The organism is Cellulosimicrobium sp. 22598 (assembly GCF_052044445.1).
Taxonomy (GTDB): domain Bacteria; phylum Actinomycetota; class Actinomycetes; order Actinomycetales; family Cellulomonadaceae; genus Cellulosimicrobium; species Cellulosimicrobium cellulans_G.
Window position 1 is genome coordinate 143129 of the sequence record NZ_JBQEMZ010000003.1, and the last position, 24384, is coordinate 167512.

At 72.9% G+C, this 24384-nt stretch carries 16 protein-coding genes and 1 tRNA gene; 11 read left to right on the forward strand and 6 right to left on the reverse strand.

All coding sequences use genetic code 11. The features are described 5' to 3' along the window. Window positions 1-22: 22 nt before the first annotated feature. The gene (locus tag ACTJIY_RS04965; protein ID WP_440673763.1) at window positions 23-1075 is read right to left on the reverse strand and encodes a hypothetical protein; all 1053 of its coding nucleotides are present in this window, start codon (window positions 1073-1075) and stop codon (window positions 23-25) included. A gap of 799 nt (window positions 1076-1874) precedes the next feature. On the opposite strand from ACTJIY_RS04965, the gene ACTJIY_RS04970 reads away from it, so the two are divergent. Together ACTJIY_RS04970 and ACTJIY_RS04975 are read left to right on the forward strand one after the other, a co-directional pair. After that, window positions 1875-5960 (forward strand): hypothetical protein, encoded by a 4086-nt coding sequence (locus ACTJIY_RS04970; RefSeq protein ID WP_440673764.1) that lies wholly within the window; start codon window positions 1875-1877, stop codon window positions 5958-5960. 492 nt (window positions 5961-6452) lie between these two features. Further along, on the forward strand, window positions 6453-6692 hold the full coding sequence (locus ACTJIY_RS04975; protein ID WP_440673765.1) for a hypothetical protein: 240 nt from the start codon (window positions 6453-6455) through the stop codon (window positions 6690-6692). A gap of 135 nt (window positions 6693-6827) precedes the next feature. On the opposite strand, the gene mscL is transcribed toward ACTJIY_RS04975, so the two are convergent. The 3 genes from mscL to ACTJIY_RS04990 form a co-directional block, all read right to left on the reverse strand. Next, window positions 6828-7295 (reverse strand): large conductance mechanosensitive channel protein MscL, encoded by a 468-nt coding sequence (mscL, locus tag ACTJIY_RS04980; RefSeq protein ID WP_353708514.1) that lies wholly within the window; start codon window positions 7293-7295, stop codon window positions 6828-6830. Window positions 7296-7452: 157 nt separating this feature from the next. Continuing rightward, window positions 7453-8181, reverse strand: coding sequence for an SAF domain-containing protein (locus ACTJIY_RS04985; protein ID WP_439158377.1), 729 nt, complete (start codon window positions 8179-8181; stop codon window positions 7453-7455). Between the two features lie 157 nt (window positions 8182-8338). Next, window positions 8339-8644 carry an FmdB family zinc ribbon protein gene (locus tag ACTJIY_RS04990; protein WP_440673766.1) on the reverse strand — a complete coding sequence of 102 codons (306 nt, stop codon included), beginning with the start codon at window positions 8642-8644 and terminating at the stop codon, window positions 8339-8341. A 166-nt stretch (window positions 8645-8810) separates the two neighbouring features. Here ACTJIY_RS04990 and ACTJIY_RS04995 point away from each other — a divergent pair, with 166 nt between their 5' ends. Next, window positions 8811-11474, forward strand: a complete 2664-nt coding sequence (locus tag ACTJIY_RS04995; RefSeq protein WP_440673767.1) for a penicillin acylase family protein — start codon at window positions 8811-8813, stop codon at window positions 11472-11474. Window positions 11475-11908: 434 nt separating this feature from the next. Here ACTJIY_RS04995 and ACTJIY_RS05000 read toward each other — a convergent pair whose 3' ends face one another. After that, window positions 11909-12541, reverse strand: coding sequence for a 5-formyltetrahydrofolate cyclo-ligase (locus ACTJIY_RS05000; RefSeq protein WP_253052761.1), 633 nt, complete (start codon window positions 12539-12541; stop codon window positions 11909-11911). A 179-nt stretch (window positions 12542-12720) separates the two neighbouring features. On the opposite strand from ACTJIY_RS05000, the gene ACTJIY_RS05005 reads away from it, so the two are divergent. From ACTJIY_RS05005 to ACTJIY_RS05030, 6 genes are all read left to right on the forward strand, one after another. Continuing rightward, the gene (locus ACTJIY_RS05005; protein ID WP_253052763.1) at window positions 12721-14967 is read left to right on the forward strand and encodes an NTP transferase domain-containing protein; all 2247 of its coding nucleotides are present in this window, start codon (window positions 12721-12723) and stop codon (window positions 14965-14967) included. A gap of 73 nt (window positions 14968-15040) precedes the next feature. Continuing rightward, window positions 15041-17497, forward strand: coding sequence for a GH36-type glycosyl hydrolase domain-containing protein (locus ACTJIY_RS05010; protein ID WP_440673768.1), 2457 nt, complete (start codon window positions 15041-15043; stop codon window positions 17495-17497). Between the two features lie 132 nt (window positions 17498-17629). Further along, window positions 17630-18280 (forward strand): GNAT family N-acetyltransferase, encoded by a 651-nt coding sequence (locus ACTJIY_RS05015; RefSeq protein ID WP_440673769.1) that lies wholly within the window; start codon window positions 17630-17632, stop codon window positions 18278-18280. A gap of 61 nt (window positions 18281-18341) precedes the next feature. Next, on the forward strand, window positions 18342-19592 hold the full coding sequence (locus ACTJIY_RS05020) for a hypothetical protein (protein WP_440673770.1): 1251 nt from the start codon (window positions 18342-18344) through the stop codon (window positions 19590-19592). A gap of 64 nt (window positions 19593-19656) precedes the next feature. After that, window positions 19657-19729: transfer RNA gene (locus ACTJIY_RS05025), tRNA-Ala, on the forward strand. 323 nt (window positions 19730-20052) lie between these two features. Then, entirely contained in the window at window positions 20053-21279 is a 1227-nt protein-coding gene (locus ACTJIY_RS05030) for a hypothetical protein (protein WP_440673771.1), read from the forward strand. Here ACTJIY_RS05030 and ACTJIY_RS05035 read toward each other — a convergent pair. Beyond that, window positions 21268-21777 (reverse strand): HNH endonuclease, encoded by a 510-nt coding sequence (locus ACTJIY_RS05035; protein ID WP_440673772.1) that lies wholly within the window; start codon window positions 21775-21777, stop codon window positions 21268-21270. The genes ACTJIY_RS05030 and ACTJIY_RS05035 overlap by 12 nt on opposite strands. A 256-nt stretch (window positions 21778-22033) precedes the next feature. Between ACTJIY_RS05035 and ACTJIY_RS05040 the strand changes: the two genes are divergently transcribed. Then, on the forward strand, window positions 22034-23599 hold the full coding sequence (locus tag ACTJIY_RS05040) for a DNA cytosine methyltransferase (RefSeq protein WP_440673773.1): 1566 nt from the start codon (window positions 22034-22036) through the stop codon (window positions 23597-23599). A 191-nt stretch (window positions 23600-23790) separates the two neighbouring features. Then, window positions 23791-24288: a very short patch repair endonuclease gene (locus tag ACTJIY_RS05045; RefSeq protein WP_440673774.1), complete on the forward strand. Its 498-nt coding sequence runs from the start codon at window positions 23791-23793 to the stop codon at window positions 24286-24288. Window positions 24289-24384 lie beyond the last annotated feature (96 nt).

Genomic DNA, 24384 nt, shown 5'->3' on the forward strand with positions numbered 1-24384 from the left:
GCCGTCGTGCGGCCGGACGGTCCTACGCGGACGCGGACGCGGGCGTGGACGGCGCGGGGGTCGGCGCCGTGCCGGTGCTCCCGCCCGTCTCGGCCTCGGCGCCCTCACCCGTTCCCGCGCCGGTCCCCTCGCCCGTGCCGGGCTCGGGCGTGGTCGAGGGACCGGGGTCCGGCGTCGTCGGGTCCGGCGAGGGCTCCTGGGTGGGGCTCTCGGTGGGGTCCGGGGTCGGGGTCGTCGACGGCTCGTCCGTCGGCGTCGTCGACGGGGTCGGGGCAGGGTCCTGGGTCGGCACGGTCGACGGGTCCACTGCCGGGCCCGACGGCGTGGGCGTCGCGGGAGCGTCGGTCCCGGTCGAGCGCTCGCGGCTGATCGTCGTCCCCGAGCCCTCCACGCCCCGCACGGCGTCCGAGATCGGCTTGCCGATCGCGAGCTCGACCACGAGGACGACACCCATCACGACGACGAACAACGCGAGCGCCGACACGGTCAGGACCCGCCCGCGGCCGTAGCGGTCGACGAGCCGCAGCCAGGCGTTCTGCGGCTGCTCCGGGGCCACGGGGTCGCCGTCGGCCTCTTCGGTGGCGTCGCCGCCCGGAGCGAGGGCGCCCGTCGCCCCCGTGCCCGACCCCGCGTCCGGCGCCGAGCCGTCCACGACGACCGTCCCGCGCGGCACGCTCGCGACGGCGGTCGTGACGGTGGTGGTCGTGGCGCGGTCGCGGGGGGTGCTCCCGCCGGTGGTCACCTGCACGACCTTGCCGACGACGGGCACGAGCTGCTCGCGCGTCTTCTGGATCGAGCGCGTGTAGACGTAGTTCGCGACGACGGTGAGGGCGCTCGCGATGCCGGCGCCGATGATCGTCCCTGCGGTCCCGAAGTACGACAGCAGCACCGTGGTGCTCACGGCGGCGAGCGCGCTCGCGACGACCTGCGTGAGGGAGAGCCGGGCCGGGGCCTCGCGCTCCTTCGCGGGCGCGGTCTCCGCGGCGGCACGTCCTGCCTCGCGGCCGGCGTCGTGGGTCGCGGGTCGCGGGGCGGAGTCGTCGCTGTCGGGGCGGGGTGCGGGGGGTGTCGTCACGTGGTGCGGGTCTCCGGTCGTCGGCGGGCAGGACCGCCCGCCGCCACCGGCCGTGGACGACGGCCGCGCGCCAGGGACCGGCGTCGGGCCACGGGCGTCCTCCCACGGTAGGCCGCCCGTGTGGACCTCGCTCAGGGGCGTCGTGCCGGGGGCTCAGAGGAACGGGAAAGATCCTGTGACGCCGCCGGTCGGAGCGCCACGGCGGTGCGCGCCGGCGTCGCTCGTCGCGTCCCCGGGCGGGACGAGGCCCGGTGCCGCGGGCGGCGACGTATCCTGCCGAGGGTCGCGTCGGCGCGTCACGGGGGTGCGCGAGGACCTCCGGGTGTGGCGTGCGCCACAGGTCGCCGCGGCCGTCGCGGCCGTCGAATTCGCGGAATCCCGCGCATGTTGTGGACGCTCGTCCAGGTGGTTCTCAGGCGCTTCTGGGTCGCGCGGGTGATTCACCCGTCCAGTGCCGTGGGCCGTGTTGACGCCTGGCATCTCGCCGTGCAAGATTGTCCTCGACAGCGCGCATCGCCTGCCCCCTGCGCGGTGCGCGCTGTTTCACACTTCTCCGGGAGAACGCCCCGGAATAGTTCGGAACGACGGCCTCGGAACACGAATTCTCGTGATCCGGGGCCGTTCGTCGTCCTGCCTCCTCGTGACCTCGCGCACGACCGGCGGTCGGGCGGCCCCGGCACGCCGCCGCCCGACGGTCCGGGTCGTCGACCCTCCGGCGCGCCGCGCCGGGCCTCGCGAGGCGGCCGGTTAGCGTCGGAGGGTGAATGCCGCAGCCCGCACCAGCTCAGCCGCCCGGAGCGTGGCCGATCCTGCTCGGCTGCCCGCGACCGCTCCCGGCGAGACCGACCAGCCCTCCGCCGAGGCGGCCGACGTGACGCCGCCCCGCCCCGTGCTCGTCCCGGAGCCCACGACGGCCGACCTCGTCGACGAGGCCGTGGCGCGGTGGCGCGCCGGTCTCGTCGAGCTCGCCGGCGGGTCGTCGCTCGCCGACGTCTCGCTGCTCGGCGACGCCGTCGTCGACCTGACGGCGGCCCACCCCTCCGGCGTCGCCCAGCTCTTCGCCGGGCGGCCGACCCGGCTCTCGAACCTGTTCCGCGAGGGCGGGTCGCTGCCCGCCGCGCGGCGCCGTGCGCGGGCCGTCGTGGTCCGCGCCGCCGAGCACGCCCAGCGCTACGGCGTCGCGCCCACGTACCTGGCGATCGGCGTGGCGACCTGGACCCAGAGCCTCTCGGCGCCGCTGGCCGAGGACGACGTCGCAGCGCTGGCCCGGGTCGCCGGCCGCGCCCCCGCGACGGTCGTCCCGAGCGGGGACGACGACGTCGTCGGCCCCGCAGCGGCAGGACCCGGCCCCGGCGACGCCACGGGTGAGGACGGTCGTGCGGTCTCCGACGAGCGGGACGGGCCCGACGGCGCGCACGTCCCCGACGCGGGTCACCGGCCCCCGGGCGCGGTCGAGGAGACCGAGCAGGAGCCGACGTCCCGCACCGTGCGCGCCCCGGTGCTCCTGCGTCCCCTGACCGTCACCCCGCGCGGGGACGGCGAGACCGACTACGAGCTGACCCTCGAGCCGACGGCCGAGATCAACCCGCTCCTCGCGCGCACGCTGCGCGCGCACGGCGCGCTCCTCGACCCCGTGACGCTCGCGCGCTCCACGTTCACCGGCGCGGGCTTCGACCCCGGCGACGCGACCCGCCGCATCGCCGCGCTCGGCGAGGCCGTCCTCGACGACTTCGACCTGACCCACCGCGTCCTCGTCGGCACGTTCGTGCACCCGGGGCAGGTCCTCGTCGACGACCTCGACGAGCTGGCACCCGCGCTGGAGCGCCACGAGGTCGTCGCCGCGCTCGCCGGGGACGAGCGCTCCGCGACCGCGCTGCGCACCGAGCTGCCCGCGCCGCGCGTCGGCGACGCGGACCCGGTGCACGAGCGCGGCGCCGGCGACCTCGACCCGTCCCAGCGCCACGTCGTCGACGTGCTCGCGAGCGGGTCGCACCTCTTCGTCGACGCGCCCGCCGGGTCCGACGTCGCGGGCACGCTCGCGGCCGTCGTCGCCGAGGCCGCGGCGTCGGGGCGCCACGTGCTGTACGTCCCGGGCCACCGCCGGGCCGCGGACGCGCTCCTCGCGCGGCTCGACGAGCTCGGCCTGGGCGGCCTCGTGCTCGACATCGTCCCCGAGCCGACCTGGCGCGAGACCGCGTCGCACCGCCTCCTGTCCGCGATGGCGACCGAGCCCGAGCCGGGCGAGGACGAGGACCTCGCGCGCACGCGCGACGCGCTGCTCGGCGCGCGCGCCCGGCTCGCCGGGTACATCGAGGCGCTGCACCTCGTGCGCGACCCGTGGGGAGTGTCCGCCTACGACGCGCTCCAGGCGCTCGCCCGCCTCACCGCCGAGCGACCGGCGCCCGACACCCGGGTACGCCTGACGACGGAGGTCGTGCTCGGCGTCGGGCCGCAGCGCGAGCGTGTCGCGGCGGAGCTGCGCGAGGCCGCCCTGCTCGGTGCCTTCACCACGCGCGCGACCTCGACCCCGTGGTACGGCGCCGCCCTCACGACGCCCCAGGAGGCCCACGACGCGCTCGTGCGCGTCGAGCGCCTCCGTACGCACACGCTCCCGCAGCTGCGCGCGCAGGTCGAGCAGGTCGCCCAGCGCACCGGGCTGACGCCTGCGACGACGCTGCGGCAGTGGGGCGACCAGCTCACCATGCTCGGCGGCATGCGGGGCACGCTCGACGTGTTCCAGCCCCTCATCTTCGAGCGCACCGCGCAGGACATGGTCGAGGCGACGGCGACGAAGCAGTGGCGTGCGGAGCGCGGCATCGAGATGGGCTGGTTCGCCCGCAGGCGGCTGCACCGCCAGGCGCGCGACATGGTCCGTCCCGGCGTCCGCGTGCCCGACCTGCACGCCGCGCTCGTCGAGGTGCAGGCGCAGCGCGCGGTCTGGCAGGAGCAGTGCCCGCGCGGCGGCTGGCCCGTGCTGCCCGAGGGGCTGTCCGCGATCGAGGACACGCACGAGGCCGTGCGCATCGACGTGGAGGAGCTCGAGCCCGCGCTCGACGGGACCCCCGGTGGCCGGGACCTCCTCGACACGCCGCTCGACGCCCTCGCGGCGCGCCTCGACGCGCTCGCCGAGGACGCCGAGTCCCTCGACTCCCTCCCGGCGCGCACCGCGATCCTGCGCCGGCTCACCGACCTCGGCCTCGGCGAGCTCCTCGCCGACCTCGCGGCCCGCCGCGTCGAGCCCGACTTCGTGGGTCCCGAGCTCGAGCTCGCGTGGTGGAGCTCGGTCTTCGAGCAGGTGCTCGCCCAGGACCAGGCCCTGGCCGGGCAGGACGGCGCCGGCCTCGACGCGCTCGCGCGCCGGTTCCGCGACCTCGACCGCACGCACGTCGCGTCGCTCGCGGCACCCGTCCGCGCGGCGGTCCGCGAGCACCTCGGGACCGCGATGCGCGAGCACCGCGACGAGGCCGAGGACCTGTTCACCGAGCTGCTCGAGGGTCGCCTCGTGAGCCTGCGGGAGACGGCCGAGAAGCACCCCGCCGTGCTGCGGCGCCTGCGACCCGTGCTCGTCGCCACGCCGACCCTCGTGCCGCACCTCGTCCCCGCGACGCGCACCGTCGACCTCGTCGTCCTCGACGCGATCGAGCACGCACCCGTCGAGCTCGTGCTCTCCGCGCTCGCCCGTGGCCGACAGGTCGTCGCGGTGGGGGACCCGCGCGCCGCCTCGACCGACACCGTGCGCGAGCTCGCCGAGCTGCTCCCGACGGTCGAGCTGCTCGCCGACGGCTCGCGGCGCGACCCCTTCGTCACGACCTTCCTCGCCGAGCACGGCTACGACGGCGTCCTGCGCCCCGCGCCCCTGCCGCGCGCCGAGGTCCTCGTCCAGCTCGACGTCGTCGACGGCGCCGGCATGCCCGACCCGGCGTCCGGGGCGGTCGAGAGCACCCAGGCCGAGGTCGACCGGGTCGTGGAGGTCGCGATCGAGCACGCGCTCACGCGGCCCGACGAGTCCCTCGCGATCGTCACCGTCACGCCCCTGCACGCCGACCGCATCCGCGACGCCCTCCTCGTCGAGGTGCGCCAGAACCCCGCGCTCGCCGGCTTCTTCTCCGGGGCGCGGGAGGAACCGGTGGTCGTCGCCGACGTCTCCGGCGTCGCCGGGCTCGTGCGCGACACGATCGTCCTGTCCGTCGGGTTCGGCCGCACCCCGCACGGGCGCGTGCTCCACCGGTTCGGCATCCTCAACACCCCCGGCGCCGAGGCCATGCTGCTCGACTCGGTCGGCGCGACCCGCCGCCGGCTCCACGTCGTGTCGTGCTTCACCGCGGGCGACCTCGACCCCGAGCGGCTGCGCGGCGCCGGCGCCCGGCTGCTCGCCGAGGTCCTCGACCTCGCCGAGCAGCGCAGCGGCGCGGCCGACCAGGTGACCCTCGGCAACGGCGTCGACCTCGGCGGCAGCCCCGACCGGCTCGTGCTCGACCTCGCCGAGCGCCTCTGGCGAGCCGGCCTCGTCGTCGAGACCGACTACGGCATCGGCGACGGCGACCGCATCCCGCTCGTCGTCGGCCACCCCGACCTGCCCGGCGAGCTCCTCGTCGCCGTCCTCACCGACGACGCCGCCTACGTCGCCGAGCGCAGCGTGCGCGTGCGGGACCGGCAGGTGGCCGAACGCCTCGAGCGCATCGGGTGGACCGTCGCCCAGGTGTGGTCCGCCGCCGCGTTCCTCGACCCCGCCAAGGAGGCCGAGCGCATCCGACGGGTCGTGCAGGCGGTGCGCGACGCGCGGCTGCCCGAGACGGGTGGTGTCGCGCAGACCGGCGGCGGCGACCGGATCGTGGTCGTGCCGGTGATCGACGACGACGAGCAGCACGGCGACGACGACCTCTGACTTTCGGCCGACCCGTTCGGGGTCGTCACCGTGGGCGCGGGGACGGGGGAGCGACTGCCCGCCTGGTCGGGTCGGGTGCGGGGTGGGAGGCGGCGCCGGGTCTACCATCCGCCGCTCGTTCCTCGCGGCTCCCGCCAGGCCCCCGCCACGACCCGGCGCCGCCTCCCACCCCGCCACGACCCGGCGCCGCCTCCCACCCCGCCACGACCCGGCGCCGCCTCCCACCCCGCCACGTCGTCTCACCGTGGGCCGGTTGCTTGCGATCTCGTCGCTGAGCCGCCGCCGTCCGTCGCACCGTGGCTCTGGTGCGCGGGCCCGGCGTGGTCCGCGCTGTCGAGCACGCGTGCGACCACGGCCGCGTCGCCTGGGTCACGTGCTGGCGTCGTGCAGGTCACCCTGTCGCGGCTCCCGCGTGGGCTGTCCTCGCGTATCTCAGTGGCCTGAGCAGGTGGTGGCTGACGTCGGGCGCTCGGGCGGTGCGACGATGGAGGCGTGAGCACCACGTCCGACCCGAGTCCTGACCGCCCGAACGACGTGCCCGGCGGCGCGGTGCGGCGTCGGCGGCCGCGGCGGGCCGTGCGACGGGGGACGGAGAGCGAGGTCGTGTCCGGGGTGAGCGCCGACGAGCGGTCCGAGGGCTGGGGCGACGAGGCGGCGCCCGGACGTGGGGGCCGGGGCGAGAACGACGACCGGCTGCTCGGGGACGTCCCGCCGCACTACGGGCGGCACTGACCGCACGCCACCGACCGCGCGCTGATGCGCCGAACCCGGGGTCGTTCCCCACTCTCGGCGTGAGGTGAGGAGCGACCCCGGGTTCGTCCGAGGGGCGCCGCGGCGCGTGGGGTCAGGTGGCGGTGGGGGGCGTGCTCAGAGGTCGCGCGGCGGCGTCGGGCCGCCGGGTGCTCGGCCCGGGCCGCTGCCGGCCTGGGCGGCGAGGAGGTCGCGGATCTCCTGGAGGACGCGCACGTCCTCCGCCGGTGCCTCGGGCTCGGGCTCGACGTCCTGCTTGCGACGCTCGGCGAGCTTGTTCATCGGGAGGACGATGACGAAGTAGAGCGCGATCGCGATGATGAGGAACTGCAGGATCGCGTTGAGGATGCCGCCGACGGAGAGGACCGAGGCCTCGACGTCGCCGTGGGCGGGCCGCAACGTGATGTCCCACAGGTTGGAGATGTCCGGCTTGCCGAAGATGGCGCCGATGATCGGGTTGATCAGGTAGGTGACGATCGCGTCGACGACCGAGGAGAACGCCGCGCCGATGACGACGCCGACCGCCAGGTCGATCGCGTTGCCTCGGAGCACGAACTCCTTGAATCCCTGGAACACGCCCTTCATGTGCTGCTTCCCTCTCCGGTCGGTGGTCCGCGTGGCGGCGGCGCCACGACAGGTGCACGCGCGATCCTCCCAACGCGGGCGCCGCCCGGCAACGGCCTCGCCCGGCGGGTCGGGCACCGGTCGTCGGTTCACCCGTCGGCGCGACCGGGGCCGTCCGTCAGGGGACGAGGACGGCCGTGACGCTCGCCTGTCCGCTCACGGCGGCGAGGCGGACGGCCTCCTCGGGACGCACGGCGACGAGCGTCACGACGTCCGTGCCCGACCCGCCCGTGCCGAGCAGCCCGCCCCCGTCGTCGGGCTCCGGTGCGGGCACGACGACGGCCGCGCGGGCGAGGTAGGGATCCGCGGCCGGCGGCTGCTGTCCGTCGGTCGGCGCTCCGGCGAGCGCCGTCGTCAGCGCCTGGTCGCCGGCGGCGAGCAGGTCGACGCGGTCTCCCGGGCCGAGGAGGGCGGCGACACCGGGGTCGAGCCGGACGGGTGCGACGACCGTGCCCGCGGGAGCCGCGGCGGCGAGCTCGCCGCCGGCCACGAGCGCGTCCTGCAGCAGGGTGCCCGCGGGCAGGGCGACGGTCGCGCGGCGTCCGACCACGTCGTCGGGCCGGGCCGCGGAGCCCGCCGGGACGAGCTCCGCCGCTACGGGGTCCACGCGGAGGTCCGCGTCCGTCAGCACGGCGCCCGCGGGCACCTCGCGCGTCGTGACGACCGCCGGCGCGGTCGGTGGTGGGGGAGGGCGGAGCGCCCCGACGGCCACGGACGCCGCGACCCCGCAGCACAGCGCGGCCACGACGAAGCGGGAGCGCCACCACACCCCGCGCAGCAGCCGACGCCGCGCCGTCGAGCGGTCGGGTCGCGGGCGGGGATCCGGCGGGCGGGGGGAGCGCAGCATGGGCGCGACCGTAGCGGCGCGCGCGCCCGGGGCAGACGCGGGCCGGTCCGGCCCTGTGGACGGGGCGCGTGGTCGAAGCCCGCCGACGCCGCCCGGTGCAGGCTGTGGTCGACCGCCGTCGTCCGGGGCGCCTCGGTCTGACGCCCCGGGCGTCAGGTCAGGAGGACGCGGTCGAGCCGCTCGACGACGGGGTGCTGCTCGTGCCGCCGGACGCGCTGCTCGTGCCGGACGCGGCGGAGGAAGCGGCGGGCTTCGCGGCGGCCGGTGCCGTCGACGACTTCCCGCCCGAGCGCGAGTCCGTGCGGTAGAAGCCCGAGCCCTTGAACGTCACACCGACGGAGGAGAACACCTTGCGCAGGCGCCCCGAGCACTCGGGGCACACCGTCAGGGCGTCGTCGCTGAACGACTGGTGGATGTCGAAGGCGTGACCGCAGGCGGTGCACGTGTACGCGTAGGTGGGCACGGGTTCTCCTCGTTCACGAGACGGCCGTCGGGGCGGCCACCGGCAGGTCGGGATCGGGTCGGTCTCGGCCGGGTCGTCGGTGTCAACACCGCCTGGCACTCGAAACTTCCGAGTGCTAATCATACGCGGAGCGGCGCTCGCTCAGGGCCGGGGTAGTCTCGCATCCGTGTCTGCGCACGAACCCGCCGAGGCCCCCGCCGGTGACGCCGTCCCCGGTACCGACCCCGCGAACCCCGTCGAGACCGCGGCCCCGCCCCGGCGTCGTCGGTCCGGCCGTCGGCGTGTCCTGATCGGCGTGGCCGTGCTGCTCGTCCTCGCGCTCGTCGCGGGGGCCGCGCTCGTCGTCGTCACCGTGCGCCGGCCGCTGCCGCAGACCTCCGGCCAGGTCGAGCTCCCCGGGCTCGACGCCCAGGTCACGGTGCTGCGCGACGCCCAGGGCGTGCCGCAGATCTACGCCGACACCCCCGAGGACCTCTTCCGCGCCCAGGGCTACGTCCAGGCGCAGGACCGCTTCTTCGAGATGGACTACCGCCGGCACGTCACCGCGGGTCGGCTCGCGGAGCTCGTGGGCGACAACCCCGACGCGATCGCCGCCGACACCGTGACGCGGACCTTCGGCTGGCGGCAGGTCGCCGAGGAGGAGTGGGACGTCGTCTCGCCCGAGACGAAGGCGTACCTCCAGGCCTACGCCGAGGGCGTCAACGCGTACCTCGAGAACCGCAGCCCGTCCGAGATCGCGATCGAGTACACCGTGCTCGGCCTCCAGGTCGACGTCGCCGAGCCCGAGCCCTGGGACCCCGTCGACTCGCTCGCCTGGCTCAAGGCGATGGCGTGGGACCTGCGCGGCAACTACGACGACGAGCTCGAGCGCGCGCTGTCGTTCAGCACCCTCCAGGACACGGCCCGCGTCGCCGCGCTCTTCCCCGCCTACCCGTCCGAGGTCAACGCGCCGATCCTCGACCCCGGCGAGCTCGACAACCCCCAGCAGGTCGCGCTCGAGCTCGGCCCCGAGGCGCGCGCCGCGTACGGCTCGGACCACCTCCGGGGCGCGCTCGAGGCCGCCGACCGCGCGCTCGACGCCGTCCCCGTGCTCGTCGGGCGCGGCGAGGGCACCGGCTCCAACTCGTGGGTCGTCTCCGGCGAGCACACCGTCAGCGGAAAGCCGATCCTCGCGAACGACCCGCACCTCGCCCTCGGCGCCCCCGGGATCTGGGCCCAGGTCGGGCTGCACTGCAACGAGGTCGGGCCGCAGTGCGGGTTCGACGTCGCGGGCTTCTCGTTCGCCGGCTTCCCCGGCGTCATCATCGGGCACAACGCGCAGCTCGCGTGGGGCCTGACGAACATGGGCGCCGACGTCACCGACTTCTTCGTCGAGCGCGTGCGGGACGACACCTACCTGCGCGGTGACGACTGGGTGCCGCTCGAGACCCGGACCGAGACGCTGCACGTCGCCGGCGGCGAGGACGTCGAGCTCGAGATCCGCTCGACGCTCCACGGGCCGATCGTCTCCGAGGCGATCCCCGCGACCGAGTCCGCCGTCGACACCCCCGCCCTGGACACCCGCCTGGGCGAGTACGCCGTCTCGCTCCAGTGGACCGCGCTCGAGCCGGGCCGCACCGCCGACGCCGTCTTCGCGTTCAACCTCGCCCAGGACGCCGACGACATGCAGGCCGCCGCGGCGCTCTTCGAGGTGCCCGCGCAGAACATCGTCTTCGCGACGGCGGACGGCCACATCGGCTACCAGGCACCCGGGAAGATCCCCGTCCGCCAGGCGGTGCCCGACGCCGAGGTGCCCTCCGACGGCACGTGGCCGCGCGACGGCTCCGACGAGCGCTACGACTGGCAGGGCTACGTCCCGAGCGAGCAGATGCCGCGCGTCGTCGACCCGACCGAGGGGTTCGTCGTCGCCGCCAACCAGGCCGTGCTGCCCGCCGGCGTCGCGCCGTTCCTCACCACCGACTGGGACTACGGCTACCGCTCGCAGCGCATCCGCCAGCTCCTCGAGGCCGAGATCTCCGCCGGACGACCCGTCGACGTCGACACGATGAACGAGATCCAGACCGACGACCGCAGCCCCTACGCCGAGGTGCTCGTGCCGCTCCTGCTCGACCAGGAGATCGACGACGGCTTCGCCGCCGAGGGCCAGGCGCTCCTCGCCGACTGGGACTACCGGACCGACACCGACTCCGCCGCGGCCGCCTACTTCGCCGCCGTCTGGCGCAACCTGCTCCAGCTCACCTTCTGGGACGACCTGCCCGAGTCGGCGCGCCCGAACGGCGGGAGCCGCTGGCTCGCGGTCGTGCAGAACCTCCTCGAGAACCCGACCGACCCGTTCTGGGACGACCGACAGACCGTGAGCGTCGTCGAGACGCGCGACGAGGTCCTCACCCAAGCGCTCGTGTCCGCCCGCCTCGACCTGACCGTCGAGCAGAGCAAGCAGCCCTCCGACTGGGCATGGGGCAAGCTCCACGTGCTCGCGCTGGAGCACCCGATCCTCGGCGGCGAGTCCATCCCCGGCCCCGTCCGCAACTGGGTCAACCCCGACCCCGTCGGCATGCCCGGCGGCTCCTCGATCGTCAACGCCACCGCGTGGGACGCGGCGTCCGGGTCGTTCGACGTGACGGCCGGCCCGTCGATGCGGATGGTCGTCGACCTCGACGACCTCGACCGCTCCACCTGGGTCACCGTCACGGGCACGTCCGGCCACCCCGCGTCCCAGCACTACGCGGACCAGCTCAAGACCTGGGCCCGGGGCGAGACCTACGACTGGCCGTTCTCCACCCAGGCCGTCGCCGACGCGAGCAAGGACGAGCTCACCCTCGTCCCGTAGTCCCGGGGTCGGTTCACGGCCCGCAGGGTCTGGTGCCCGCGGGGTGGGGTCCGCTGGTCCGGTGGGGTCTACTGCCCGCTGGGTCAGGTCCGCGGTGGGGTCGGACCGTGTGCTGGGACTGGCGCACCGTCACCCCGGTCTGTTGGGCGGCGGTTCGAGGAGTGCGCCTCTGACGTCCTGCGCACACGGTCCGACCCCACCGCTCGTCCTGCCCCTCACCGAACGACCCGCGGCCCGGGTCCGGCGGTCATGCTCGGCCCGGGCGCGCCGCCGTGCCACCGATGGCGGATGGCCCTGCTGAGATGCGAGAAGTTGCCCCTCCTGGCCCTGTACCAGGGGCCACTTCTCGCATCTCGTCACCACGCGCGCCCCGTGGCGACGGAGCGGCAGCCCGAGCGGTCACCCACGTCAGCCCGACCGCGCGGGCGGCGGGGCTACGGGAGCCAGCGCCAGCCGAGGGGGGTCGCGACGGCGTCGACGGTCTTGTCGTGGGGCTCGACCGGGAGCGGGCGGTCGGAGGCGTCGTAGACCTCCTCGGGGAAGACGACGGCGACGACCTTGGTCCCGGGGCGCAGGTGCTCGAGCGCGCGGTCGTACCAGCCGCCGCCCTGGCCGAGCCGGACGCCGCGCGAGTCGACGGCGAGCGCGGGGGCGACGACGACGTCCGCCTGGGCGATGGCCTCGGCGCCGAGCGACGGGGTGCCGGGTTCGGGGGGTCGGCCGGGGGCGCGGACCTGGAGGTCGGCCGGGCCGTCGTACAGGGCCCAGTCGCGCTGCAGGCCGGCGCCGAGCACGGGCAGCAGGACGCGCACGCCGCGCGCGGAGAGCCGTTCGAGCATCTCCGTGGTGCCGGGCTCCGCGGGGCGGGCGGCGTAGGTCGCGACGCACGTGGCGGCGGCGACCTCGGGGATGGTCTCCACGACGTCGGCGATCGCGGCGGCCGCTTCCTTGCGGAGCCGCTCGGACCGCGCCTGGCGGTTGGTGCGGATGGCCTTGCGGAGGATCTCCTTCGCGTCCTCGGCTTCGATGCTTCCGTGCAGGGGGTACGGCTGGACCGGGCCACTCATGTCCCTATTGTCACCCGGCTCGGGGTTCCTCGCGGACGCAGCGCGGGTGACCTTCGGCCCTGGTGGTCCGGATCGGGTTCCTTCGACGGGTCTCGGGTGCCTATGATCGGGGAGAGCCAGTAGTTCGGACTCCTGACAAATGAGTCGTTGTCCGACAGAGGTCGACCAGTGAGGACGCCATGACCGCGACGACGCCCGCGAAGCCCAGCGCCACGACCCCGCGACCGCGAGGGGGCGCGCACAGCCGGACCGCGAGGGCCGCCGTCGTGCTCGCCGCGGGGCACGACGCCGCGTCGCGCGACCTCCTGTCCCAGCCGCTGGGCAGCGCGACCGTCGTCGAGCTGGCCGTGGCGAACGTCCGTCGGGTGGTGGACGCGAGCCGCATCGTCGTCGTCGTGGCGCCGGACGACCCGACCGTGCGCGAGCTGCTCGGCGAGGACGTCGTCTACGTGGAGCAGGAGGCGCCGCTCGGCACGGGTGACGCGGTCCTCGCGGCGCGCGGGGCGGTCGCGTCGGTGCTGGGGCTCGGCGTCGACGAGCCGGTGCTCGTCGCGTACGCGGACACGCCCCTGCTGCGCTCGGAGTCGCTCCTGGGCCTGCTCACCCGCCACACGCTCACGGGCGCCGACCTGTCGCTCCTCTCGGCCGTCGTGGACGACCCGGACGGCTACGGGCGCGTGGTGCGCGCCGAGGGCGAGATCACCGCGATCCTCGAGTCGTCCGAGGCGGGCGACGTGGCGGAGCCGCGCACGGAGATCAACGTGGGCGCCTACGTGGCGGCGCCGGGGCTGCTGTTCGGCGAGCTCGAGCGCATGGCGTCCGACGGCGAGCACCGGCTCACGGAGCTCGCTCGCCGCGTCATCGGCGCGGGGAAGCGGATCTCGTCGTACCGGATCGTCGACGTCGACGAGGTCCGCGGCATCAACACGCCGGACGAGCTCGCGCAGGCGGCGGACATCGTCCTCAAGCGCCTGTTCGTCCCGAAGAAGAACACGGACACCAAGATCGTGTTCGGCACGGGCGGCTGGCGCGCGGTCATCGGCGAGGGGTACACGCTCGCGAACGTGCGCCGGCTGTGCCAGGCGATCGCGAACGAGACGATCCGCCGCGGCCTCGACGGCAAGGGCGTCGTGATCGGCGGCGACCGGCGCTTCCTCTCGCGCGAGTCGGCCATCGCCGCGGCCGAGGTCTTCGCGGGCAACAACATCGCGGTCACGCTCCTGCCCGACGACGTCCCGACGCCGCTCGTGACGTTCGCCGCGCCCTACCTCGGGGCGGCGTACGGGATCATCGTCACGTCGAGCCACAACCCGCCCGAGTGGAACGGCATGAAGGTGTTCCGCCAGGACGGTTCGCTGCCGCTCGACGACGAGACGGACCGCTACCAGGACGAGGCCAACGCGCTGTCCGTCGACGACGTCATCACGCTCGACATCGACGTGGCGCGCCGCACGGGCGTCGTGGTCGACCGGTCGCTCACCGACCCCTACGTCGACGCGATCGAGAAGATCATCGACGTGGAGGCGGTGCGCGGCTCCGACCTGCAGGTCGTCGTCGACCCGATGTACGGCACGAGCCAGCTCACGCTCGGCACGATCTTGTCCGACATGCGCGTGCGCTCGGAGTTCATCCACGCGGCGCACAACCCGCTGTTCGGCGGCGTCGCGCCGGCGCCGGACCTGCAGCGCCTGAGCACGCTCGTGACGATGATCCAGCAGGGCGGGGGTCGCTACGACCTCGGCATGGCCACCGACGGCGACTCCGACCGCATCGGGATCGTCGACGAGACCGGCGAGTACATCTCGACGAACGACCTCCTCCTCCTCCTCTACTGGTACCTGCACGAGGTCCGCGGCGAGAAGGGCGGCGTCGTGCGCAACCTCGCGACGACGCACCTGCTCGACCGCCTCGCGGCCCACTTCGGCGAGGAGTCGCGCGAGGTCAAGGTCGGCTTCAAGCACGTCACGGCGGGCATGGAGGAGATCGGCGCCGTGCTCGGCGGCGAGTCGTCGGGCGGTCTGACGATCCGCGGCTGGATCCTCGGCAAGGACGGCATCTTCGCGTGCGCCCTGGTGGCCGAGATGCTGGCCCGCACGGGCAAGCGGATCTCCGAGCTGCGCGCGATGATCTACGAGATCACGGGTCGCCTCTACACGCTCGAGGCGGGCGTGCCGGCGACGCCGGAGATGCGCGTCGAGGTGCCGCGGCGCCTCGAGGCGGAGCCGCTCACGCACGTCGGCCCGTACCCCGTCGTCTCGGTCTCCCACCTCGACGGCACCAAGATCCTCCTCGAGAACGACAACTGGGCGCTCCTGCGGTTCTCCGGCACCGAGCCCGTCCTGCGCATGTTCGTCGAGGCGGACTCTCCCGAGAAGGCCGCCGAGCTCCTCGAGTGGCTCCAGGGGTTCGTCACCGCCGGCGTGTGACGGCGCCGGACCTCCCCACCCTGCCCGACCCCCCGCCCCCAGCCCCACCCCCACGACAGGAACCAGAGCAACGATGCGCTACGGCCACTTCGACACCGCGCACGACGAGTACGTCGTCGAGCGCCCCGACGTCCCCGTCTCGTGGACGAACTACCTCGGCACCCGGGACATGTGCACGGTCCTGTCGCACAACGGCGGCGGGTACTCGTACTTCAAGAGCTCGCAGTACGGGCGCATCTCGCGCTTCCGCCAGAACGGCGTCCCCCTCGACCGCCCCGGGCACTACGTGTACCTGCGCGACGACGCGGACGGCGACTACTGGTCGGTGTCGTGGCAGCCGGTCGGCAAGCCGTTCGTCGGTCCCGACGAGGAGCTCGACCCCGCGGGGGGCGCGGGCCGCTGGACCACGCGGCACGGTCTGAGCTACACGACGTTCCGCTCCGAGTACAAGGGCATCGACGCCGAGCAGACGGTCTTCATCCCGCTCGACGACGACGTGGAGCTGTGGGACGTGCGGGTCACCAACACCACCGACGAGGTGCGCGAGCTCACCGTGGGGTCGTACGTGGAGTTCAGCTTCCACACGATCACGATCGACAACCAGAACCTGCAGATGTCGCTCTACGCGTCCGGCTCCTCGTACGAGGACGGGATCATCGAGTACGACTTCTACTACGAGCCCTGGACGTACCACTACTTCGCGTCGAGCGAGACGCCGTCGTCGTACGACTCGCTGCGCGACAGCTTCATCGGGCCGTACCGGACCGAGACCAACCCGGTCGCGATCGAGCGCGGCGAGGGCTCGAACCAGAGCGCGACGACGCAGAACCACTGCGGCGCGCTGCTGCACAAGGTGACGCTCGCGCCGGGCGAGACCAAGCGCCTCGTCTTCATGCTCGGGTACGGCTCGCGCGACGCGGCCGGGCGCGCGATCCAGGCGAAGTACTCCGACGTCGCCGCCGTGGACCGTGAGCGCGAGCGCCTGCGCGACTACTGGCGCGCCAAGCAGGCCAAGCTCCGCATCCGCACCCCCCACGAGGGCATGAACACGATGATCAACGCCTGGACGCTGCTCCAGGCCGAGACGTGCGTCGTGTGGTCGCGCTTCGCGTCGTTCGTCGAGGTCGGCGGACGCGCGGGTCTCGGGTACCGCGACACCGCGCAGGACGTCATGAGCGTCATCCACTCCAACCCGACGAAGACGCGCCAGCGCATCGTCGAGCTCCTGCGGGCCCAGACGGAGGCCGGCTACGGCCTGCACCTGTTCGACCCCAAGGCGTTCGACCCCGACGCCGAGAAGCTGCCCGACGTCCCGTCCCCGACGATCGTGCCCACGGTCGACCCGAAGGACCTCATCCACGGGCTCGAGGACACGTGCTCGGACGACCACCTGTGGCTCGTGCCGTCGGTCGTCGAGTACGTCAAGGAGACGGGCGACCGCTCGTTCCTCGACCTGGAGATCCCGTTCGCCGAGGGCACGCCCGCCACGGTGTACGACCACCTGGTCCGGGCGCTCGAGTTCTCCGCGCAGCAGGTGGGCCAGAACGGCGTGGCGCTCGGTCTGCGCGCGGACTGGAACGACTGCCTCAACCTCGGCGGCGGCGAGACGTCGCTCGTGACGTTCCTGCACGCGTGGGCGATCGGCGCGTTCCTCGAGATCGCGGAGCCGCTCGCGGCCGCGGGCGACGAGCGGGCCGAGGCCGACGTCGCGCGCTTCACGGCCGAGCGCGAGCGCATCGCCAAGGTCGCGGACGCCCAGCTCTGGGACGGCCGGTGGTGGATCCGCGGGTACACGCGCGACGGCGTGAAGATCGGCTCGGCCGAGAACGAGGAGGGCAAGATCTTCCTCGAGCACCAGGCGTGGCCCGTCATCGCGGGCATCACGAGCCAGGAGCGCGGCGAGGCATCGATGGACGCGGTGCGCGAGCTGCTCGGCTCCGAGTACGGCAACCACCTCAACTGGCCGGCGTTCACGAAGGTCGACGACACGGTCGGCTTCGTGACGCGCGTGTACCCGGGCATCAAGGAGAACGCCGCGATCTTCTCCCACCCCAACGCGTGGCCGATCATCGCGGAGGCGATGCTGGGCCGCGGGGACGAGGCGGTGCAGTTCTACGACGCGATCCTGCCGTACCACCAGAACGACAACATCGAGGTGCGCGGCGCGGAGCCGTACGCGTACGTCCAGTTCCTCTACGGCCGCGACCACGAGTGGTTCGGCAAGGCGCAGAACCCGTGGCTCACGGGCACGGCCGGCTGGATGTACACCGCCGTGACCAAGTACGTCCTCGGCGTCCGCCTCGCGCTCGACGGCCTGGTGGTCGACCCTTCGATCCCGAAGGACTGGGACGGGTTCGAGGTGCGCCGCGAGTGGCGCGGCGCCGTCTACGACATCGAGGTCCGCAACCCCGACCACGTGTCGAAGGGCGTGCGCTCGGTGACGGTCGACGGCGTCGAGCACGACCCGGCGAGCCCGATCCCCGCGCTGCCGGAGGGCGCCGAGGCGAAGGTCGTCGTCACGCTCGGCTGATCCCCTGGTCGCACCACCGGGTGCCCCCGTCACCGGTCGGTGGCGCGCGGGCGCCCGGTGGTGTCACCCTGTGCACCGAGGACCGGGCACCCGCCCGGGCCCGCCGACAGCTCCGAGGACGGTCACCGCCGCATGACGCACAAGATCACGCGCGGCTGGACCGTCACCAAGCCGTGGCCCGTGACCCTGCGGGACGACACGCTGGGCGGGTCGATCGTCCTGCGGCCGCTGCGCCGTCGGGACGCGAACGCGTGGATGCGCCTGCGCGCGCACAACGCGGACTGGCTCGAGCGCTGGGAGGGCACGTCGCCGCGCCCCGACACCGGGGGAGGGCCGCCGACGTTCGCCGAGTACGTCCGCGTGCTGTCCGCCCAGGCGCGGGCCGGCTCGTCGCTGCCGTTCGCCGTGGAGCTGGACGGCGAGCTCGTCGGGCAGCTCACGGTCTCCTCGATCACGTACGGGTCGCTGTGCGGCGCGAGCATCGGCTACTGGGTGAGCGAGCACGTCGCGGGCCGGGGCGTCATCCCGACGTCCGTGGCCATGGCGACGGACTACTGCTTCGCGGTCCTCGGCCTGCACCGCATCGAGATCAACATCCGGCCGGAGAACGGCCCGAGCCTGCGCGTCGTGGAGAAGCTGGGCCTGCGCGACGAGGGCGTGCGCGAGCGGTACCTGCACATCCAGGGGGCCTGGCGCGACCACCGCACGTTCGCGATCACCAGCGAGGAGGTCCCGGACGGGCTCCTCGCGCGGTGGCAGGCGACGCGCCGCGAGAGCATCTGAGCCGACCGACACGCCGGAGCGCGTGCGGACCGTGGCCGCACGCCTCGCCTACGGTCGTGACGTGGAATCGGCCTCGGGGATCGTCGCGCTCGCGGTGTTCCTGCTGTGGGTCGGGTTCTACGTCCCGCACCGGGTGCGTCACCGGCAGCAGCTGCTGGAGGCGCGCACGGACGACCGCTTCTCCGGTTCCCTGCGCGTCCTGGCCGTCGCCGGCCCGGGCGGCGGGGGCTCGGGCGGCTGGGACGCACGGCTCGACGGCGTCGCGGCCGTCGCGTCGATCGGCCCGGGGCCGTCCGCGGACGGTGGTCGTACCCTCCTCGGGGGTGCGGGGGCGCAGGACCGGCCGGACGGCCGGACGCACGAGGAGGAGGGATCGCACGCCATGGGGAGCACCGACAGCGCGTCACCCTCGCGCGGGGCACCGCCGCGCCGTCAGCCGGCGTCCGAGCAGTCCCGCCTCGCCCTCCTCGAGCGGCGCGCCGCCGCGGCGCGCCGCCGTCTCGCGCTCACGGTCGTGCTGCTGCTCGCGAGCGTCGCGGTGTGGGCCGTCGTCGCGCTCGGGTACCTCCCGTGGTGGGCCGGCGTGGTCCCGACGGCGTTCCTCGGGCTCGTGCTCGTGCTGGGCCGTCGGGCGGTGCTCGCCGCGCAGCGGTCCGACGCCGCGTGGCTGGCCGAGCGTCGCGCCGCCGCCCGTGCCGCGCGCGGGACCGTCCTGGGGGCGCCGCCCGCGCCCCGGGGAGCGCGTCCCCGCGTCACCGGCCGCGCCGTGCACGGCTCCCAGGTGAGCACGCAGATGATCCCGCGCGTCACGCCCCAGGACCTCGCGCGGGCGAACGCCACGGCGGCCGCGCTCTCCGCAGAGGGCCCCTTCGGGGCATCGCCGCGCGAGCGTGTCACGGCTCCGAGCACGACCACGGCCGAGGACTCCGGCTCCGAGGAGCCTGCGTCTGCGCGCGTCGGGTCGTCCGAGGCTCCGGCCGTCGCGACCGACGTCGCGGACGAGGTCGAGCGCGTCGACGAGGACCGCGTGCCCTCGGGCCGTGCGTGGGACCCGGTTCCCGTGCCCCCGCCGACGTACACGATGAAGCCCACGGCCCCGCGCCGCGAGCCCGCGCCGCTCACGGACGACGACGTCGTCTCGCCGGCTCGGGCAGGTGCCGCTCCCGCTCCGGTCGCCGCGGCGGACGTGGTCGTGGACGCGCCGTCGGGCGCACCCGAGCCCGCGGCGGGCGACGAGCGCAAGCCGTCGACCGAGACGCTGGGTCTCGACCTCAACGAGATCCTCGCGCGGCGTCGGGCGGCGGGGCAGTAGCTCCCCCGGGGACGGCCGGTTTGGTAGACCCCGCCCCCGGGGTGCTAGTCTGTTCCTCGCTTGAGGGGCTATGGCGCAGTTGGTAGCGCGTCTCGTTCGCAATGAGAAGGTCGGGGGTTCGAATCCCCCTAGCTCCACTCCTCGAAGGCCGTTGGTCAGGATGAAGGTTCTGATCAGCGGCCTTCGGCGTTCTTAGAGGTCCTCGACGGAGGATCAGCGGAACCATCGCTCCACGCGAGCGCGCACGGACAATGCGTGTGAGAAGCCCGATCTAGCGGGGACCCGGGGTGCGGCGTCGCACTCGACTGCGAACGCGAGACGAGTGCTGCGAGAAGGTCCGTCTGAGCGGCGAGCGAGAGTGTCGTACCCCTGTGCCAGAGTTGGGGCGGGCCACGCCGCTGGCGTGTCGGGTCGGGTCGGTGAACCCCAGTCCATCGAGAACAAGTTTGCAGGAGCGCGCGTGGGATCAATCGTCGTTGACCAGATCGGCCCTGACGGGGAACTCGTTCCAGACGTCGACACGACGCTCACCGAGAAGGAGAAGAACGACCTCCTCCTGTCCGCACTGCCCGGCGCCACGACGTCGACGTATGGCGGTGCCCGCGTGGTCAGGTTCCACAACCAGGTCATCCTCAAGGCTCAGGTGACGCACCTCGGGTACCCGTGGCCCGCTTACAAGAAGCGCATCCAGATCCCGAAGTCGTGGCTTGAGGTCGAGCGACAGGCCACGCGCGACGGACTGGTGACCCGCTTCGTCGGCATCTACCGGTACCGCGCCGTCACCGTCTTTGTCGACTTCGACCCGCGGACGTACATCCAGCGCGCTGCCAACAACTCTGCGGCCCACGTCTCGACCAACGACCTTCACCAGGCACAGACGCTCGGGCTGTTCGAGCGCGTCGATCGCAACGGGAATCGTCTGACCAGCGTCCGGGCTGAGCTGTTCGCCGACTACCTCCTCGGTGTCGCAGACACCACTCACCCGAGCGTCGACGTGTTCCGGCGGTTCAACCAGGACTTCTTCACCGGCCGATGGCTGCGCGCGCTCGACGCGGTTCAGGAGATGCACGCCGCCGCCTGGCCCGACAGGTTCCAGAACGAGTGGGCTGGCTTCTACCTCGAGTACCGCTTCGACAGGTTCGTGAGAGCAGAGGGGCTTGCTGACATCGTCCAGTTCCAGAAGAAGAAGCAGCGCGGGGGCTACGACTACGACCTGGTCTTCCACGACGGACCGCGTGTCGACTTCTACGGTGATCTGAAGGCCTCCAACATCGTGAAGCAGGAGGCCATCGGCAACGACCGCGACGACCTGGTCCGCTGCCTCGAGGAGTTCGGCCGATTCTGGTACGTGATCTACGAGCACGACACGGTCCACGGGAAGACCAACGGCGACGTCGCCACGATCGAGTGGAACGAGTGGCGGCGGTCCGTCGGGCACGTTCAGGGCAAGGAGTACAGCCCACTCTCCTACTCTGGGCGGTTCAAGGAGTCGGTGCGGTTCGCCCGTATGCAGGTGCTCGAAGTGAACGAGGCGAACGCTGGCCTCGTTCTCGGCGACCATCACCAAGGCCGGCAACCCAGCGGTGCCGCGCGCGAGCCCAAGGTCAAGATCCTGAAGAAGCACATCGACAACTTCCTGATCTTCTCCAGCGCGCTGCCCGAGGTGCCCAGCGGCCTACGTGTCTGACACATAGCCGTCTTCGACGTGGAGGCCAGTGATGAACGGTCGTGAGGCGACGAGGCCGAAGTCCACCAGAGACCGTGTCTGGCTGTCGGCGAGGGCGTAGAGCTTCTCCACCACTGCGCGGAGCTCGGTGACGTTCGGCGCGTAAGCGTACTCGGCGACGTAGGTGGCGATCGCTGTGCGTCGGGCTGCGTCGAGTTTGGGATGGGTCGACCAGGGCTTCCCGGCCTTGATGTCGTTGCGGGGCCTGCAGGCCGGGACGATGTTGCCCCAGGCATGCAGCCCGACGGCGTCTCGGTTGATCGGGACGAGGTGCTCCTCGACAAGGCGTAGGCCCGGTTCGCCGCAGTACGCGCAGCAGGATTCGAACCTCGCGATCAGTGCACGAGTCATCGAGCCGAACCGCGGCAGACCACGGTTTGCGTCGTACTGGCGACCGGCCTCTTGGAGGTACAGCCGCACGATCCGGTTCGGGACGTCGGAGAAGGAGCGGAGACCCATGGCCAAGTCCTACCAGACCCGCCTCGCAGGCGAGGTGTGCGCGGTGCTTGGCCATCTTCGGACACGGCCCGCCGCCGCAGGGGCCGCCGTCGCAACGAGTCGGGGACGGACTGGCACCGCAGGCCCGAGTCCTCTGGACGAGTGTGCACGCCGTGTGGGTGTCGGGAGCTAGGTTGTCTACAGCTCCTCCGCAGTCAGGCGCGTCCTACTTGCACAAGGCGCGGAGAGCTGTCAAGCTTCAGAGGTGGGAGACCAGTTGAGCAAGGCCAACGCGAAGTACAGCTTCGTCGACCTGTTTGCAGGCATCGGTGGGTTCCATGCCGCACTGGCTGCAACTGGCGGTGTGTGCGAGTACGCCGTCGAGATCGACAGGGAGGCCGCCGCGGTCTACGAACGCAACTGGAACAAGCCCGCGCTCGGTGACATCACCGATGACGCGAACGATGAAGGTGTGACGCTCCGGGGCTACGACGGCCCGATCGACGTCCTGACGGGCGGGTTCCCCTGCCAGCCGTTCTCCAAGTCGGGTGCCCAGCACGGCATGGCGGAGACCCGTGGCACTCTGTTCTGGAACATCGCGAGGATCATCGAGGAGCGAGAACCAACGGTCCTGATCCTTGAGAACGTTCGCAACCTCGTAGGGCCGCGTCACCGCCACGAGTGGCTGACCATTATCGAGACCCTGCGGTTCTTCGGCTACGAGGTCTCGGGCGCGCCGGCGATCTTCTCGCCCCACCTGCTCCCGGCGTGGATGGGGGGCACTCCCCAGGTCCGCGAACGAGTGTTCATCACTGCGACATTGATTCCCGAGCACCTCCGCGACGAGAGGATCCCGCGCACGGAGACCGGTGAGATCGACGCCGAGGCCGTCGGGCCCGAGCCCGTCGCCACGATGAATGACCGGTTCCCGACCAAGAAGGGCGGAAAGGAACTCTTCCAGCCCGGCGACCGCAAGTCCGGCTGGGATCTCCTCACGAGTGGGATCATCCGTGAGGGCGACCCCGAGCCGAGCAACGTCGACCTCCGCCTCACCGAGACGGAGACGCTGTGGATCGATGCGTGGGACGACCTCGAGTCGACGATCCGCCGCGCGACAGGAAGGCCGCTCGAAGGGTTCCCGTACTGGGCAGACTCGTGGACCGACTTCCGAGAGCTCTCGCGCCTCGTCGTGATCAGAGGCTTCCAAGCGCCGGAGCGTGAGGTGGTCGGTGACCGTAAGCGCTACGTCGCTCGAACCGACATGCCCGAGGGCTTCGTCCCTGCCTCGGTGACACGCCCTACGATCGACGAGACGTTGCCCGCTTGGAAGCAGTCGCACCTCCGCCGTAACTACGACTTCTTCGAACGGCACTTCGCCGAGATCGTGGCGTGGGCCTACCGGTGGGGTGTGTACACGGATCTGTTCCCGGCGTCACGTCGCAAGCTGGAGTGGCAGGCTCAGGACGCACCACGCCTGTGGGACACGGTGATGCACTTCCGTCCGTCCGGCATCAGGGCGAAGCGCCCGACGTACCTACCTGCACTCGTTGCGATCACGCAGACGTCGATCGTCGGCCCGTTGGAGCGTCGCCTGTCGCCGCGCGAGACCGCGCGCTTGCAGGGTCTGCCGGAGTGGTTCGACTTCGGAGATCAGCGTGCTGCCGCGACGTACAAGCAGATGGGCAACGGTGTGAACGTCGGCGTCGTCCGGCACGTCTTGCGCGAACACGTCCGCCGCGACAAGGATCTGCTCAAGCACACGCCCGCTGGACAGAGGCTCATCAAGGCCGTTCTCGCCGACGAGCCTGACGCTACGGCTGGCGTGCTCGGCGCTGCGGACTGAACGCGACCTTCCAGGGGCAGCACGGGTCGTGGTGCGAATCGAGTGCTTCGGCGATCCTGGCAGTTCCACAGACCTGACCGTGGCGGTACGTCGCGCCGCGCTTGCCTCGACACTCGTCACAGTTCATGCATGGGCCAGGTCCGACAGATCGGGTGTTCGCGGTCGAGGCAGACGGGTGAGGGGGGGTTCTGATGGATGCCGGGCGGGCGCGGCCGCAACATGTCCCGGCGCACCCGGGCGCGTCGTCCGCTGAGGTGTCGCTGAGGATGAGCGCGGCGCGGAGGCGAGACACGGCGCCTGAGCTGGCCTTGCGCCGCGAACTCTTCTCTAGAGGGCTGCGGTATCGCGTCGCGTTCCCGGTGCCAGGTCAGCGCCGCCGAACGATCGATGTCGCGTTCACCCGAGCCAAGGTTGCCGTCTTCGTCGACGGCTGCTTCTGGCACGGCTGCCCCGAGCACGGCACAAGCCCGCGAGCCAACAGCGAGTGGTGGAAGGCCAAGATCACGGCGAACCGCACGAGAGACCGGGACACGGACCGCATGCTCGCCGAGCTGGGCTGGACGGTCGTGCGCATCTGGGAGCACGAGCCAGCGTCGGCGGCGGCCGTGCGCGTCCTGGCTCTGCTCGCGCGCCCGGGAGCCGCCGAACCTGCACTCGACCATCGAGCGGCTCGGAAGGCCGACGGATGAGGCGTGGCGCCGCACGACTTGAACGCGTCACGGGTCAGGAACAGCACACGGCGGACGCCGGTGCGATCGGCGGAACTCCATGCGGCCGACGCCATG